Below are 14,345 nucleotides of genomic sequence, written 5' to 3' on the forward strand. Positions count from 1 at the left end.
GCCACCAGTGCCGCCCAGCGCGCGTCGGGTGGGGCGCCCGGCGCCGGCGGCCGGGCGTCGCCGCGCCGCGCGGAGATCAGTTCGAACAGCTCCGGCTGGTTCCCGACCGGGAAGCCGCCCCGGGCCATGCAGTCCGGGTAGCCCGCACCTGCGGCCCGGACCCGGCGGTCGTGGGAGACGCGCCCCACCATGCGGTCGAACCGCTCCGCGAGCGGTCCGTACGCGGGCGGAAAGTTCACCTCGGGCGTGGCCACCGGGATGCACCCGCTGAGTGCGGACTGGAAGCTCTCCTGGTCGGCCGGTGCGCTCGGCCACTGCTCGGGATCCGGACCGGCCAGCTCGGCGGTGTCGGTGACGCCGAGGCGCTCCCCGCCGAGCGGCGCCAGCCACCATCCGGTGCCGAGGCCCATGTGGATCACCGTGCGTCCCCGGTAGGGATCCACGAACGGCGGCGGCTCGTAGCGGTGGCCGGCAGCCGCCATGCAGCGGCGTACCGGATCCTGGTACGCGTGGTACTGCAGGACCTCACCGGCGGTGCGCTGCCTCGGGGTGCCGCCGATCCGCTGCGACAGCAGGTCCAACCGCTCGGCCACGGCGGCGAGGTCCCGTGGCGTCTCGATCGGCGAGCGGCCGGTTGCCGCGGACCCGTCCGGTCCGGCGCAGGCGGCCACGCCCAGGAGCAACGCGGTCAGCGCGCCGCCGAGCAGTCGTCGTCTCACCCGATCAGGAAACCGTGTCGCACGTCGATCCCGCCACCCCGCTCCGGACGGTGGCGGCCACCGGGTCAGCCGACCGCCCGGCGCATCGCGACCCGGTCGGCCGGATCGAGCCCGAGCGCCGCCTCGGCGACCAGCAGCGCGATCAGCCCCGGCGTCAGTGCGGAGGCGTCCAGCTCGCGGAATCCGCAGCGCGCGTAGTACGGCCCGTTCCACGGCACCGACCGGAACGTGGTCAGCGTCAACGCCGGCAGCCGCGCCGCCGCCGCCCACCGCGCCACGTCGTCGAGCAGGCCCCGGCCGATTCCGCGCCGGGCGTACGCGGGGTCGACGCTGAGCTGCTGTACGTGCGCCGCACCGTCGACGAGGTCGACGAGCGCGAACGCGACCGGGCGGTCCGCCGCGTCGACCGCCACCCGCAGCCGGCCGGCGCGTTGCCCGGCGGCGAGCGCCTCCAGCGGCAGCGGCGGCATGTCGGCCACCCGGGTCATGCCGATCTCCCGGAACGGTGCGCCCGAGGCCACCTCGATCCGCTGCACCTCGGCCAGCTCGTCGGCCCGGGCGGTCCTGCTCGCGTCCACGGCCCGACCCTGGCAGAGCGGGCCGGGCGAGGCGAGCAGATTTCTCCGGCATGTCATCCTGCCGTGCCGCGGCCCGGGCGACCTGCGCACCGGCACGCGACGGACCTCGCCGGAACCGACCGCGGCAGCCGGGCAGCCAGGCAGCCGGGCAGCCGGGCAGCCGGGCAGCCGGGCAGCCGGGCGATATACCGCCTGGTCATATTCATGACTCAGCGGTATGTCGCACTCGGCGGCATCGTCGTGCCTGCGACGACGCGCCCGGCGCCGGGATGCGCGCGGGACGCCCATGTCGGATACGCGCACGCCAGGACGATGCCGGACCTCCGACCGCGGCCGGTCACCACGAGCGCGATGTGACCGACCTCGCCCCGGGCGGGACTCCGACGCGACGTGGTCGTGTCTAGCGTCGGGCCCATGACCCGCAGTCGACGCCACCCGGCCACCGAACCCTGCGCGGCGACGTCCGTCCGGCGCTGATGGGACGCGTCTCGCCGTTCCCGCCGCCCGGACCGCTGCGCACCCTGGCGCTCGCCACGCTGGCCAACACCGTCGGCACCGGGCTCTGGGTGGCCGGCGGGGCGCTCTACCTGACCCGCGACGTGGGGCTCTCCGCCACCTCGGTCGGCGTGGGGCTGACCGTCGCCGGCCTGGTCGGGCTGACCGCGAGCGTGCCGCTGGGCGGGCTGGCGGACCGCTGGGACCCGCGTGCGCTGCGGGCCGCGCTCCAGGTCGGTCAGGCGTTCGCCGCGGCGGCGTACCTGCTCGTCGACTCGCTCACCACGTTCCTGATCGTGGCCGTGCCGGAGGCGCTGCTGTCCACCGGGAACCTGGCGGTACGGGCGGCGCTCGTCGCCGCCGTCGGCGGCCCGACGGGGCGGGTGCACGCGTTCGCGACGCTGCGCGCGGTGGCCAACCTGGGCATCACCGCCGGCACCGCGCTGGCCGGGATCGCGTTGGCCGTGGACACCCACCGGGCGTACCAGGTCCTGGTGGTCGGGAACGTCGCCACCTACCTGCTCTCGGCGGCGCTGCTGCTGCGGGTGCCACGGCAGCGGGCCGGTGGCGGTGCGCGGCGGGTGACCGGCGCGACGCGGCGGGGCGGATCGCTGCGGGACGGGCGGTTCCTCGCGGTGAGCGGCGCGTCGGCCCTGCTCGGCACGCACCTGACCGTGCTCACGCTTGTCGTGCCGCTGTGGACGGTCGGCCAGGCCGGCGCGCCGCCCCCGGTGGTGTCGGCGGTGCTGCTCGTCAACACGCTGCTCACCGTGTTGCTGGCGGTCCGGCTCAGCGGGGGCGCCGACACCGCCGCCCCGGCCGCCCGCAAGCTGCGCCGGGCGGGGCTGGTGGTGGGCGCGGCGACGGAGTACGTGCCGCCGCCCACCGAACCGGAGCTGTACGTGAACCTGCTGGTCACCGACCGGGCGTACGCGGGTCGCGGGGTCGGCGCGCGGCTGCTGGCGCACGCGGCGGAGCTGGCCCGCGACCGCGGCGTCGGTCTGCTGCGGGTGGACTGCTTCCGGAGCCCGGACCGGGCGCTGGTGCGCTTCTACGAGGGGTGCGGCTTCACCGCCACCGACCCGTTCACGGTCCAGCGGCCGGGGCGGGCGCCCTGGCCCGGGCAGGTGCTGGCCCGCCGGGTCGGCTGAGTCAGCCGATCTCCTCGTCGACGAAGCACCAGCGCCACGACTCGCCCGGCTGCACCGAGCGCATCACCGGGTGCCCGCTGCTCTCGAAGTGCTTCGTGGCGTGCTGGTACGGCGACGAGTCGCAACATCCCACGTGCCCGCAGCTCAGGCAGGCGCGCAGGTGCACCCAGTCGTCGTTGCCGACGGCCACGCAGTCGGGGCACTCGGTGGTGGTGCTCGGCTCGGCCCCGCCCGGCTCGGTCAGGTGCTGGCAGCTCATTCGTCGACCTCCTGTCGCAGCAGGGACTCTTCCAGGTCCAGATCACGATAGGCGCGGGTGAGCACCTCCTCGGGAATCCGGCCGGAGTCGCGGGCGGCGCGGAACACCTCCCGCTCGGCGTCGATCATCTCCTGTCGCAGCCGCGCGTACGCCTGGGAGGGGGTCTCCCGCTCGGTGCCGCCGAGCCGTTCCCAGGCCACGTTGGCACGGGACGTGGTCAACCCGCGCAGCCGCTCCACCACCGCCTCCGGCGCGCCCTCGGCCAGCGCGTCGAGCCGCTCCCGGGCGGCCCGGCTGGCCTGCTGCTGCACCCCGGCGGCGGAGAGCGCGTCCTGCACCGGGTCGTCCGGCGGCAGCCGCAGCCGCCGGGCCAGCCACGGCAGCGTGGCGCCCTGGCCGACCAGGGTCGCCACGATCACCGCGAACGCCAGCCAGATCAGCAGGGCCCGCGGGTACGGCCGGTCGTCGGCGAGGGTGAGCGGCAGGCCCAGCGCGGCGGCGAGCGTCACCACGCCGCGCATGCCCGCCCAGCCGATGACGATCGGGAACTGCACCGGCGGCGCGGGGTCGCGCTGCCGCACGCGGGGCACCAGCCGGGCCAGGTAGGTGGCCGGGAAGAGCCAGACGAACCGGGCCAGGAAGACGGTGGCCAGCACCGCGGCGGTGATCGCCGCCAGCGAGCCGATCGGCTCGTCGAGGTCGCGCAGCACCTCGGGCAGTTGCAGGCCGACCAGCAGGAACACCAGCCCTTCCAGGAGGAACTGGATCAGCCGCCAGAACGCGGTCACCTGGAGCCGGGACGCGGCCGACATGAGCAGCGGCAGCTTGTGCCCGATGCCGAGGCCGGTGACCACCACCGCGACCACGCCGGAGGCGTGGATCTCCTCGGCGGCGTACACCACCGCGAACGGGACGATCAGCGACAGCGCGTTGTCCAGCACCGGGTCGGTGGTGCGCTTGTGCAGGTAGCCGAAGACGACCACGCCGAGCAGCCCGACGAGGACACCGCCGCCGGTGGCGACCACCACCTCCCGGGCCACGTACCCGAAGCTGACCCCGCCGGCACTGGCGGTGGCGGCGACGATCGCCACCCGCAGCAGCACCAGCGCGGTGGCGTCGTTGACCAGGCTCTCGCCCTCCAGGATGGTGACGACCCGCCGGGGCAGGCCGACCCGGCGCGCCACCGCGGTGGCGGCGACCGCGTCGGGCGGCGCCACCACCGCGCCGAGCGCCAGGCAGATCGCGTACGGCAGGTCGGGCAGGAACAGGTGCACCACGGTGCCCACGACGAACGCGGTGAAGATCACCAGCCCGACGGCGAGCAGCAGGATCGGCCTCAGGTTGAGCCGGAACGCCGGTACCGACGTGTTCACCGCCGCCACGTAGAGCAGCGGCGGCAGGATGCCGACCAGCACCAGGTCCGGGTCCAGCCGCACGTGCGGGAAGAACGGCAGGAAGGACAGCGCGAGACCGAGCACGACCAGCAGGATCGGTGCGAGCAGCCCGAGTCGCCGGGCCAGCGCCGCGCCGAAGGTCGCGATGGCCAGGAAGACCACGACCTCGAACAGAGCTTCCATGGGGTCAGAGCCTAGGCGTCCCCGCGCCGGTGGCCGATCACGCGCCCCCGCGCACCTTCGGCAGCACCTCCGCGCCGAACGCGTCGAGGAACGCCCGCTGCTCCTGCCCGACGTGGTGCAGGGCGATCTGGTCGAAGCCCAGCGCCACGTACTCCTCCAGCCAGCCGACGTGCCGGCCGAGGTCGGCGGAGACGTTGACGGTCTCGGCCACCTTCGCCATCGGCACGTCGGCGCTGGCCACGTCGAAGTGCTCAGCCGTCTCCAGGTCCCAGCAGACCGGCGGCGCGAAGACGTTGCTGCGCCACTGCTCGTACGCGATCGCCTCGGCCTCGGCCTGCTCGGGCGCCCAGCTGACGTGCACCTGCAGGTGCAGCGGCCCGCGCCCGCCCGCGTCCCGGTAGGCGTCGATCATCTGCCGCAGGTGCTCCACCGGGGCGTTGACGGTGATCAGGCCGTCGGCCCACTCCGCGCACCAGCGGGCGGTGGCGACGCTGACCGCGGCGCCGACCAGCGCGGGCGGCTCCTCGGGCCGGGTCCACAGCTTCGCCCGGTCCACCGTGACCAGGCCGTCGTGGCTGACCTCCTCGCCGGCCAGCAGCGCCCGGATCACGTCGACGCACTCGCGCAGCCGGGCGTTGCGCAGCTCCTTACGCGGCCACACGTCGCCGGTGATGTGCTCGTTGCTGGCCTCACCGGTGCCCAGCGCCGCCCAGAAGCGGCCCGGATACATCGCGCCGAGCGTGCCGATGGCCTGCGCGATGATCGCCGGGTGGTAGCGCTGGCCGGGCGCGTTGACCACGCCGAAGGACAGGTTGGTGGCCTGGAGCGCGGCGCCGAGCCAGGACCAGGCGAAGCCGGACTGGCCCTGCCGCTCGCTCCAGGGCGAGAAGTGGTCGGAGCACATCGCGGCGTCGAAGCCGGCGCGCTCGGCGTGGATCACCGCCTCCAGCAGCTTCGCCGGGTGGATCTGTTCATGGGATGCGTGGAAGCCGAACGCCGTCATGGGCAGCACTCCTACCCATGACGGCGTCCGGTCAACCGTGGCTACTCGGCGTGCGCGCCGGCGCCCGCGCCGGCCTCGCCCTCGCCGATCCACACCGTCTTGGTGTTGCAGAACTCCCGCATGCCCAGGGCGGACAGCTCCCGGCCGTAGCCGGAGTTCTTCACGCCGCCGAACGGCAGCTCCGGATAGGACGTGGTCATGCCGTTGATGAAGACGTTGCCGGCGTCCAGGTCCTCGGCGAAGCGTTCCTGCTCGGCCGGGTCGGTGGTCCAGGCGTTGGAACCGAGGCCGAAGCTGGTGCCGTTGGCCACCTCGATCGCCTCGTCGTACGAGCCGACCCGGTAGAGGCCGGCGACCGGGCCGAACACCTCCTCGCCCCACATCCGCATCTCCGGGCGCAGGTCGGTGACCACTGTCGGCGGGTAGAACCAGCCGTCCCCGGCCGGCTTCTCGCCGCCGCACAGCACGGTGGCGCCCTGCTCGACGGCGTCGGTCACCTGGTCGTGCACCTCGTCGCGGCCGCGCTCGCTGGCCAGCGGGCCGACGTCGGTGTCGTCGTCCATCGGGTCGCCGACCCGCAGCGCCGACATCCGGGCGGCGAACTTCTCGGCGAACGCGTCGAAGACGTCGGTGTGCACGATGAACCGTTTGGCGGCGATGCAGGACTGGCCGTTGTTCTGGCAGCGGGCGGTGGTGGCCACCTCGGCCGCCTTGTCCAGGTCGGCCGAGGGCATCACCACGAACGGGTCACTGCCGCCGAGTTCCAGCACGGTCTTCTTGATCTCGCGGCCGGCGATCTGGGCGATGGACCGGCCGGCCGGCTCGCTGCCGGTCAGCGTGGCGGCGCGCACCCGCGGGTCGCTGAGGATCCGGTCCACCGCGTCGGAGCCGACCAGCAGCGTGGTGAACGCGCCCTCTCCGAACCCTGCCCGGCGGAACACGTCCTCCAGGTAGAGCGCGGTCTGCGGCACGTTGGAGGCGTGCTTGAGCAGGCCGGTGTTGCCGGCCATCAGGGCCGGCGCGGCGAAGCGCATCACCTGCCAGAGCGGGAAGTTCCACGGCATCACCGCGAGCACCGGCCCGATCGGCTGGTAGCGGACGTACGCCCGCTTCGCCTTGACCGCGGCGGCGTCGGCCGGCTCGTCGGCGAGCATCCTCGGCGCGTTCTCGGCGTAGAAGCGGCAGGCGGCGGCGCACTTGGTGACCTCCGCCTTCGCGGCGGCGTACGTCTTGCCCATCTCGGTGGTCATCAGCCGGGCGGTCTCGTCCCGCTCGGCGTCGAGCAGGTCGGCGGCGGCCAGCAGCCACCGGGCCCGCTGGGCGATGGTGGTGTCCCGCAACTGCCGGTACGCGAGGTGGGCCCGCTCGATGGCGGCGTCGATCTGTTCGTCCGACATGGCGTCGTACGTCTTGAGCACCTGTCCGGTGGCGGGATTGGTGGTGGCGATGGGCATCTCGTACTCCTGTCACTCGAACAGCGAGTGCCGCACGCCCGGCTCCTCCCGGCGGCGGGCGGCGCGGCGGCGCTGGATCACGACCAGGTCGACCACGGCCACCACGGCGAGGACGGCGCAGACGACGCCCAGCCAGGCCACGTCGGCGGCGAACGCGAGCACCGCGAAGACGGCCATCACCACGAGACCGAACAGGGCCAGCACCAGGCGCAGGTTGAGCGCGCTGTTCGCGTGGCCGACCGTGCCACGGGCGCGGCGGGGCTGTGATCGGGTCATTCCTCCCGGCTACCCCGGCACGGCCGGGGCTAACCGGTGGGGCGCGCGGCGGCGCCGGCGGGCCGGTGATCCGGGACACGGAGCGGGTACGCGGTGGATGGCGCCACCGGGCGGGTGCGTTACATCGGTCTGCCGGTGCCGACGGAGATCCCGCGGCGGTGGAGAGGATGGGCATGACCACGACGCAGGCCGTACCCGTGACCGTCGCGGTCTCGCGGCGCGCCGACCCGGCGCGTACCGGCGAGATGGTGGCGTGGATGCGGGCCGGCACGGCGCTCGCGGAGAGCTTCCCCGGCTTCCTCGGCGCCGGCTTCGTCCGCAGCGCGCCCGGTTCCGCCGAGTGGCACGTGATGTACCGCTTCGCCGACGCGGACACGCTGCGCGGCTGGGAGGACTCGCCGCAGCGGCACTGGTGGCTCAGTTCGGCCCAGGGCATCGTCGAGCACACCCGGGTGGAGCGCCGCACCGGCATCGAGGGCTGGTTCGACCCGCCGGTGGACCACGTGGTGGAGACGTTCGGCGAGGCGGAACCGCTGCCGCCGGCCGCGCCGCCGCGGTGGAAGCAGGCGGTCACCATCTGGCTGGCGTTCTTCCCGCTCAGCCTCACCGCCACGCTGCTGACCGCCCGGTTCCTCGCCGACGTGCCGCTGGCCGGGCGGACGCTGCTGATGACGCTGGTCCTGACCCCGCTGATGACGTACCTGGTGCTGCCGCGCATCACCCGGGCGCTGCACTGGTGGCTGCACGGCCTGCCCACGCCGTGGCGCCGGTGAGTTCACGATCGGGTCGCACCACACCCGTGTGAACGACGGTCGTCGATGGCAGAAAGGCGACAGATCTCCCAGACGGACGGTCGAGGCGCATAGGGTCGACGGGCCCGTTGGTGCCGCCGGACGGGGGACCTGAATGCCTCGACGTTGGATCGCCGCGCTGGCCTGCCTCGCGGCGCTTGTCGCACTGGCCTGTGACGGCTCCGGCTCGGCGTCGCCCCGCCCGACCGACCCGCCCCGCCCCGGCGGTCCCCGGGTGCTGACCGCGTTGGGCGACTCGATCAGCACCGGCTTCGGTTCCTGCCTGGTGCTGGTGAGCTGCGAACGCAACTCCTGGTCGACCGGGGACAGCCTGCGGGTGGAGAGCGTCTACCGGCGGTTGCGCGCGGACGCGCCGGCGCTGCGGGCGTACAACCGGGCGGTGCCGGGCGCCCGCGCGGCCGGGCTGGCCGACCAGGCCCGGGCCGCGGTACGCGACCGGGCCGACCTGGTCACCGTGCTGATCGGGGCCAACGACGCCTGCCGCGACGACGTCGACGCGATGACGCCGACCGCCACCTTCCGGGACCAGGTCGACACCGCGCTGGCCGTGCTGCGCAAGGGCCGACCGAAGGCCCGGGTGCTGGTGGTCAGCGTCCCGGACCTGCACCGGCTCTGGCAGCTCGGGCACACCGAGCCGCGCGCGGTGCGGGCCTGGTCGCGTGGCGTCTGCCCGGCGCTGCTGGCCGACGCCACGTCGACCGCGCCCGCCGCCGTCGCGCGCCGGACCCGGGTCCGGGAACGGATCGAGGCGTACGACGCGCAGCTGCGCGCCGCCTGCCGGGCCTACGGGTCGCGCTGCCGCTGGGACGGGGGCGCGGTCCACCGGCACCGGTTCGACCTGGACCAGGTCAACGCGCTGGACTGGTTCCACCCCAACGCCGCCGGGCAGGGCCGGCTGGCCGAGGTGGCCTGGAACGCCTCCGGCTGGAACAACGACTGACCGGCCCGACCGGCGGTCAGGGTTGGCGCGGGCCGGGCAGTTGGCGGGGCCCGGCGTCGCGGTAGAGCTCCCGGGCCCGGTCGGCGAGTTCCTTGGTGGCCGAGGAGTTGGCCCAGGTGCCGAGCACGATGGCGGCGCCCGGGACGACCTTGGCGAACATCCGCTTGGCGGCACGCACGCCGGCCATCCGGGCCAGCCGCACCCCGAGCTGGAGCATCACCCGACCCAGCGCCCGGTCGCCGGCCGAGCCGAACAACGCGCCGGCCCGCTCCCGGCCCGCGGCCACACCGAGCGCCAGCCGGGCGGTCTCGGCGACCTTGTGCACGCGCTGGAGCACCAGCAGGTCCGTCGCCCGGTCGGTGTGCGTCGGGTCGGCGCCGTAGGCGGCGGCCACGTGCAGCACCAGCCGGGCCTGGGTCCAGGCCAGCACGCCGACGTCGATGACGGCGCCGGGCAGCCCGGCGGCGCCGGAGACCGCGCCGGAGAGCCGGGCGTAATTGACGAACCTGCGGACCGCCTGGTCGGCCAGGTGCTCGGCCGGGGCGTCCGGCCGCAGCGCCCGCTCCCGGGCGGCCCACTGGGCGGCCTCCGGGCCGAGCCGGCGCACCGCCTCCAGGGCCAGGTGCTCCGGCGCGTACTGCGGGTCCTCGCGCATCCGGTCCCAGAGGGAGGCCGGGGGCGCCTCGGGCGCGTCCACCGGTGGGACCGGGGCGGCGTTGCGCTGCCCGTCGACGGGGGCGGGGTCGGTCACGAGGGGCTCCGGGGCTCGTTCGGCGGGGGTGGGCGGGTCAGCGCCGGCGGTTCGACGACAGCCGGGTGGCGATCTGCCGTAGCCGGGCCTGGTTCTCCGGCTTGGCCATCTCCCGCCGACCGCGGTCGACCAGCTGCTGGCCGCGTGGCGACCGTAGGAAGGCGGTGATCCGTTGCATCAGCGACATGACGTCCTCCTGTCCGCGGTCCCCATCATGTGTACCCGGAACCGGCAAGTCCCTGATACCCGGACGGGCTGTCCGGCAACCGTCCACACCGCTCAGCCGAGGATCTCCGCCACCACCTCGCCGGCCCGCCACTCGTGCTGCGCGTACGCGTCGGGGAACGCGGAGATCTGGACCGCCTGGGCGGCGACCGAGAGCGGCATGTCCTGCCAGCCGGGGATCTCCTCCAGGGCGGAGAGGAACGCCTTGGTCGCGTACTCGGGGTCCATCAGCTCGGCGACCGTGCCCCAGCCGCTGCTCGGCCGCTGCTGGAACAGCCCGACCGAGTCGTGGTCCCAGCCGATGGCCTGGTGCGGGTACTCCTGCGACTCGGGCAGCACGCCGCTGGCGTAGTTGAGCAGGGTGCTCTCCTGCATCGCGGTGGCCACCGCGATGACCAGCGCCCGGCGCGGCACGCCCATCTCCCGGCCGGCCCGCACGATCTGCGTGGCGTTGTCCATCTGGGTCCGGGTCAGGCCGGCGACCGGGACGATCCGCCGCGGCTTCGGCTTCGGCTTCGGCTTGGCCTTCGGCTTCGCCTTGGCCGTGACGGTCGGGGACGGGGTGGCGCTCGGGGTGGTCGGCGCGGTGCTGGGCCGGGCCATGCCGCGCGAGGCGGCGTCCACCGCCGCCCGCTCGGCGGCCTCGGCCACGGGGGCCGGGGACGGGGCGCGCTCGGGGGCGCCGAAGCCCACCTGACTGACGCCGACCAGGCCGAGACAGCAGGCCGCGCCGGTGGCGACCGCGAGCTTCGTCCGGCCGGGCCGGGGGGCCAGGGGGGTGCGCAGAGCCCGGAAACGGGTACGCCAGGTGCCGGCGGTCGCCGGCGAGCAGGAGGTTGTCGGATCGGTCGAGGGGGTATCGTCCGAACGGTCAGCCGGGCGGCCGGGGCCGTTCGGGTCGTCGAGGGTGCCGTCGTCACGCATCCGACGAGGCTAGGCAGGGCAAACCGGGATCACCCAGGCCTAAAGGGTGGCCCTCGCCACACTTTGGTCCGGATCTGCCCGACATCGCCGTACATAACTCCCCACTTGTGGTCAGAACCCGCGAAACGGGCCAACCTCCGGTCCGTCGTGAGCGCGGGTGGCGAGGGCAGGAACCTCGCAGCCGCCCACCTCCCCGGCGTTGATCGACTAACTCGTCCGTTCGGACGATGGGGTGGTGGGCCCACCGAACCGGCGCGTGGCCGAATTGTGATCACCATCCGGGCAGCGGACCGGTCCGTAACGGAATGGACCACACCCCCCGGTACGTTGGCCGAAGCGGGGGCTCCGTGCGCACGGCGCCTCCGTACGCGTCGACAGGGAGGACCCCACCGGTGCTCGACCCACACGAGCTCTACGAACTCACCGACGAGCTGCCCGACCTCGGCCAGCCGGTGCTGATCCAGGCGCTCACCGGCTTCGTCGACGCCGGCAGCGCTTCCCGACTGGCTCGGGAGCAGCTGCTCACCTCGCTGGACACCCGGGTGATCGCCCGCTTCGACGTCGACCAGCTCTTCGACTACCGCTCCCGCCGGCCGGTGATGACCTTCGTCGAGGACCACTGGGCCGACTACGACGCCCCGGCGCTGGAGCTGCACCTGCTGCACGACGACGACGAGACGCCCTTCCTGCTGCTCACCGGCCCCGAGCCGGACCTCCAGTGGGAACGGTTCGTGGCCGCCGTCGCCGGGCTGTCGGCCCGCCTCGACGTCCGGCTCACGGTCGGGCTCAACTCGATCCCGATGGCCGTCCCGCACACCCGGCCCAGCGGCGTCACCGCGCACGCCACCCGGCCGGAGCTGATCGCCGGGCACGAGCCGTGGCTGCAGAAGGTGCAGGTACCGGCCAGCGTCGGGCACCTGCTGGAATACCGCCTCGGCGAGCAGGGCCGCGACGCCCTCGGCTTCGCCGCGCACGTGCCGCACTACGTCGCCCAGGCCGAGTACCCGGCCGCCGCCGAGGCGCTGCTCGCCGCCGTGTCCCGGGGCACCGGCCTGCTGCTGCCCCGCGACGGCCTGCGGACCGCCGCCGAGGTGGTCCGGGTGGAGATCGACCGCCAGGTCGCCCAGACCGAGGAGGCGGCCACGCTGGTCCAGGCCCTGGAGGAGCAGTACGACACGTTCGCCCGGGGGCGCGGCGAGAAGAGCCTGCTCGCCACCGAGACCGGGCCGCTGCCCACCGCCGACGAACTGGGCGCCGAGCTGGAACGCTTCCTCGCCGAGCAGACCCACCCGGGCGACACCCCGGAGCGCTGACCCGGCGCGGCGGCCGGGGATGCGGCAGGCTGGAGACATGCGCCTGGCGACCTGGAACGTCAACTCGGTGAAGGCCCGCCTGCCCCGGCTGCTCGACTGGCTGGCCACCACGAAACCCGACGTCGTCTGCCTCCAGGAGACGAAGTGCCCGGACGGGGCGTTCCCCGTCGCCGAGGTGGGCGAGCTGGGTTACGAGGTGGCCAGCCACAGCGACGGCCGGTGGAACGGCGTGGCTGTGCTGTCCCGGGTCGGGCTGGCCGACGTCGCGGTCGGGTTCCCCGGCGAGCCCGGGTTCCCCGAGCCGGAGGCCCGGGCCATCTCCGCCACCTGCGACGGCCTGCGGGTCTGGTCGGTGTACGTGCCGAACGGCCGCGCCCCCGACGACCCGCACTACGCGTACAAGTTGGCCTGGTTCGCGGCGCTGCGCGACGCGCTGGAGACCGAGGTGGCCGCCGCCCTCCCGCTCGCCGTCTGCGGCGACTTCAACGTCGCCCCGACCGACGCCGACGTGTGGGACCCGGCGCTGTTCGCCACCTCCACCCACGTCACCCCGGCCGAGCGGGACGCCCTGGCGGCGCTGCGCGACCTGGGCCTGGAGGACGTGGTGCCCACCCCGATGAAGGGGCCGCACCCGTTCACCTACTGGGACTACCGGGCCGGGATGTTCCACCAGAACAAGGGCATGCGGATCGACCTGGTGTACGCCACCGCGCCGGTCGCCCGCGCGGTCCGCTCGGCGTACGTGGACCGGGAGGCCCGCAAGGGCAAGGGCCCCTCCGACCACGCCCCGATCGTGGTCGACGCCGACCTGGTGCCGGCCGTCGAGGCGTTCTGACCGGCGGGCCGCTCGCTAGGGTGGACGCATGGCAGTCGTGAAGATCAACGCGATCGACGTCCCGCCCGGCGCGGGCGCGGAGCTGGAGAAGCGGTTCGCGGCCCGGGCCGGCGCGGTGGAGAACTCCCCCGGCTTCCTCGGCTTCGAGCTGCTCCGCCCGGTGGCCGGGGAGAACCGCTACTTCGTGTACACGAGGTGGGAGACGGAGGCGGACTACCAGGCCTGGGCCCAGGGCCCGGCGCGAGCCGCGCACGCGGCACCCGAGGGCGCCGAACCGCGCAGGCCCGTCGCCACCGGCGCCACCCTGCTGGAGTTCGAGGTGGTCCACCAGGTCCCCGCGACCCCCTGACCCCCTCCCCCTCCCCCGCGCCGGCCCGCGCCCGGGAGCGGGCGGGAGCGGTCAGGGGACGCGGGAGGCGAAGACGATCACGTTGTCCTCGTAACCGGTGCGGCCGCCGACCCACTCGCCGCCGCAGGTGATCAGGCGCAACTCCGACGGGCCGGAGTCGCCGTAGACGCGGGCGGCCGGCAGGTTCGCCTTGTCGAAGTACTCGACGCTGTCGACCTTGAAGGTCACCACCGTGCGGTCCGACCGGGTCACCTGGATCCGGGCGCCCGGCTTCAGGCTGTGCAGCCGGTAGAACACGGCCGGACCGCTCTTGGTGTCGACGTGACCGACGATGATCGCCCGGCCCGGCTCACCCGGGACCGCTCCCCGGTCGTACCAGCCGGTCTGGTTGTGCTCGGTCAGCGGCGGCACGTCCACCGAACCGTCCCGCGCCTGGCCGACCGGGGTGACCGGCGCGGTGACCTTGATGGCCGGCACCGCCAGACGGACCGGCAGGCTTGCCGGTTTCCGGACCGGCGCCGGCGCCGACGCGGGCGCCGGTTGGCTCGACCCGGCCGACGCGTCGGTCCAGTCGAACGGCCCGGCGGTCCGGCCGAGACCGGCGCCGGTGGCGAACACGCCGACCAGCACCAGCACCACGGCCAACGGCTTCGACCAGGGACCCCGCCCCCGCTCCCGTCCCCG

General features: G+C 74.4%; 17 protein-coding genes. 6 read left to right on the forward strand and 11 right to left on the reverse strand.

What is annotated here, in order from left to right; translation table 11 throughout:
• On the reverse strand, positions 1-719 hold a 719-nt coding region (locus HUW36_RS12420; protein WP_174528294.1), incomplete at its 3' end, for a hypothetical protein.
• 65 nt (positions 720-784) lie between these two features.
• The gene (locus HUW36_RS12425) at positions 785-1,297 is read right to left on the reverse strand and encodes a GNAT family N-acetyltransferase (RefSeq protein WP_246248111.1); all 513 of its coding nucleotides are present in this window, start codon (positions 1,295-1,297) and stop codon (positions 785-787) included.
• Positions 1,298-1,773: 476 nt separating this feature from the next.
• On the opposite strand from HUW36_RS12425, the gene HUW36_RS12430 reads away from it, so the two are divergent.
• Positions 1,774-2,943, forward strand: coding sequence for an MFS transporter (locus HUW36_RS12430; protein ID WP_246248112.1), 1,170 nt, complete (start codon positions 1,774-1,776; stop codon positions 2,941-2,943).
• Position 2,944: 1 nt separating this feature from the next.
• Here the strand turns inward: HUW36_RS12430 and HUW36_RS12440 are convergent, their stop codons facing one another.
• Genes HUW36_RS12440 through HUW36_RS12460 form a run of 5 tightly spaced genes read right to left on the reverse strand, consistent with a single transcriptional unit; the run spans position 2,945 to position 7,512 of the window.
• Positions 2,945-3,202, reverse strand: a complete 258-nt coding sequence (locus tag HUW36_RS12440; RefSeq protein WP_174528296.1) for a UBP-type zinc finger domain-containing protein — start codon at positions 3,200-3,202, stop codon at positions 2,945-2,947.
• Positions 3,199-4,779, reverse strand: coding sequence for a Na+/H+ antiporter (locus tag HUW36_RS12445; RefSeq protein ID WP_174528297.1), 1,581 nt, complete (start codon positions 4,777-4,779; stop codon positions 3,199-3,201). Before HUW36_RS12445 ends, HUW36_RS12440 begins: the two co-directional genes overlap by 4 nt.
• Before the next feature lie 37 nt (positions 4,780-4,816).
• Entirely contained in the window at positions 4,817-5,782 is a 966-nt protein-coding gene (locus tag HUW36_RS12450) for a TIGR03885 family FMN-dependent LLM class oxidoreductase (RefSeq protein WP_174528298.1), read from the reverse strand.
• 41 nt (positions 5,783-5,823) lie between these two features.
• Positions 5,824-7,236, reverse strand: a complete 1,413-nt coding sequence (locus HUW36_RS12455; RefSeq protein WP_174528299.1) for an NADP-dependent succinic semialdehyde dehydrogenase — start codon at positions 7,234-7,236, stop codon at positions 5,824-5,826.
• Positions 7,237-7,248: 12 nt separating this feature from the next.
• Entirely contained in the window at positions 7,249-7,512 is a 264-nt protein-coding gene (locus HUW36_RS12460) for a DUF6343 family protein (RefSeq protein ID WP_174528300.1), read from the reverse strand.
• Between the two features lie 173 nt (positions 7,513-7,685).
• Here HUW36_RS12460 and HUW36_RS12465 point away from each other — a divergent pair, with 173 nt between their 5' ends.
• Complete coding sequence (locus HUW36_RS12465; protein WP_174528301.1) at positions 7,686-8,285, forward strand: antibiotic biosynthesis monooxygenase; 600 nt, start codon at positions 7,686-7,688, stop codon at positions 8,283-8,285.
• Positions 8,286-8,418: 133 nt separating this feature from the next.
• A complete protein-coding gene (locus tag HUW36_RS12470; RefSeq protein ID WP_174528302.1) occupies positions 8,419-9,264 on the forward strand; it encodes a GDSL-type esterase/lipase family protein in 846 nt (281 codons plus the stop codon).
• Between the two features lie 16 nt (positions 9,265-9,280).
• Here the strand turns inward: HUW36_RS12470 and HUW36_RS12475 are convergent, their stop codons facing one another.
• The 3 genes from HUW36_RS12475 to HUW36_RS12485 all read right to left on the reverse strand — a co-directional run bounded on the left by HUW36_RS12475 (position 9,281) and on the right by HUW36_RS12485 (position 11,164).
• On the reverse strand, positions 9,281-10,015 hold the full coding sequence (locus tag HUW36_RS12475; protein ID WP_174528303.1) for an EcsC family protein: 735 nt from the start codon (positions 10,013-10,015) through the stop codon (positions 9,281-9,283).
• Between the two features lie 37 nt (positions 10,016-10,052).
• Positions 10,053-10,202 carry a hypothetical protein gene (locus tag HUW36_RS12480; protein WP_172967812.1) on the reverse strand — a complete coding sequence of 50 codons (150 nt, stop codon included), beginning with the start codon at positions 10,200-10,202 and terminating at the stop codon, positions 10,053-10,055.
• Between the two features lie 92 nt (positions 10,203-10,294).
• Positions 10,295-11,164 (reverse strand): peptidase M23, encoded by an 870-nt coding sequence (locus tag HUW36_RS12485; RefSeq protein WP_174528304.1) that lies wholly within the window; start codon positions 11,162-11,164, stop codon positions 10,295-10,297.
• 392 nt (positions 11,165-11,556) lie between these two features.
• Here HUW36_RS12485 and HUW36_RS12490 point away from each other — a divergent pair, with 392 nt between their 5' ends.
• The 3 genes from HUW36_RS12490 to HUW36_RS12500 are packed head-to-tail and all read left to right on the forward strand — an operon-like array spanning position 11,557 to position 13,661.
• On the forward strand, positions 11,557-12,477 hold the full coding sequence (locus HUW36_RS12490; protein WP_174528305.1) for a proteasome assembly chaperone family protein: 921 nt from the start codon (positions 11,557-11,559) through the stop codon (positions 12,475-12,477).
• Positions 12,478-12,514: 37 nt separating this feature from the next.
• Positions 12,515-13,312, forward strand: coding sequence for an exodeoxyribonuclease III (locus tag HUW36_RS12495; protein WP_174528306.1), 798 nt, complete (start codon positions 12,515-12,517; stop codon positions 13,310-13,312).
• A 28-nt stretch (positions 13,313-13,340) separates the two neighbouring features.
• Complete coding sequence (locus tag HUW36_RS12500; protein WP_174528307.1) at positions 13,341-13,661, forward strand: antibiotic biosynthesis monooxygenase family protein; 321 nt, start codon at positions 13,341-13,343, stop codon at positions 13,659-13,661.
• A 51-nt stretch (positions 13,662-13,712) separates the two neighbouring features.
• On the opposite strand, the gene HUW36_RS12505 is transcribed toward HUW36_RS12500, so the two are convergent.
• On the reverse strand, positions 13,713-14,345 hold a 633-nt coding region (locus HUW36_RS12505), incomplete at its 5' end, for a class F sortase (protein ID WP_174528308.1).

It is taken from the genome of Micromonospora maritima, from assembly GCF_902825405.1.
Classification (GTDB): Bacteria; Actinomycetota; Actinomycetes; order Mycobacteriales; family Micromonosporaceae; genus Micromonospora; species Micromonospora maritima.

Excerpts from the sequence above, each read along its gene's own strand:
- HUW36_RS12430 (WP_246248112.1), top strand. The coding sequence starts at position 1,774 with ATGGGACGCGTCTCGCCGTTCCCGCCGCCCGGACCGCTGCGCACCCTG.
- HUW36_RS12440 (WP_174528296.1), bottom strand. The coding sequence starts at position 3,202 with ATGAGCTGCCAGCACCTGACCGAGCCGGGCGGGGCCGAGCCGAGCACC.
- HUW36_RS12445 (WP_174528297.1), bottom strand. The coding sequence starts at position 4,779 with ATGGAAGCTCTGTTCGAGGTCGTGGTCTTCCTGGCCATCGCGACCTTC.
- HUW36_RS12450 (WP_174528298.1), bottom strand. The coding sequence starts at position 5,782 with ATGACGGCGTTCGGCTTCCACGCATCCCATGAACAGATCCACCCGGCG.
- HUW36_RS12455 (WP_174528299.1), bottom strand. The coding sequence starts at position 7,236 with ATGCCCATCGCCACCACCAATCCCGCCACCGGACAGGTGCTCAAGACG.
- HUW36_RS12460 (WP_174528300.1), bottom strand. The coding sequence starts at position 7,512 with ATGACCCGATCACAGCCCCGCCGCGCCCGTGGCACGGTCGGCCACGCG.
- HUW36_RS12465 (WP_174528301.1), top strand. The coding sequence starts at position 7,686 with ATGACCACGACGCAGGCCGTACCCGTGACCGTCGCGGTCTCGCGGCGC.
- HUW36_RS12470 (WP_174528302.1), top strand. The coding sequence starts at position 8,419 with ATGCCTCGACGTTGGATCGCCGCGCTGGCCTGCCTCGCGGCGCTTGTC.
- HUW36_RS12480 (WP_172967812.1), bottom strand. The coding sequence starts at position 10,202 with ATGTCGCTGATGCAACGGATCACCGCCTTCCTACGGTCGCCACGCGGC.
- HUW36_RS12485 (WP_174528304.1), bottom strand. The coding sequence starts at position 11,164 with ATGCGTGACGACGGCACCCTCGACGACCCGAACGGCCCCGGCCGCCCG.
- HUW36_RS12495 (WP_174528306.1), top strand. The coding sequence starts at position 12,515 with ATGCGCCTGGCGACCTGGAACGTCAACTCGGTGAAGGCCCGCCTGCCC.
- HUW36_RS12500 (WP_174528307.1), top strand. The coding sequence starts at position 13,341 with ATGGCAGTCGTGAAGATCAACGCGATCGACGTCCCGCCCGGCGCGGGC.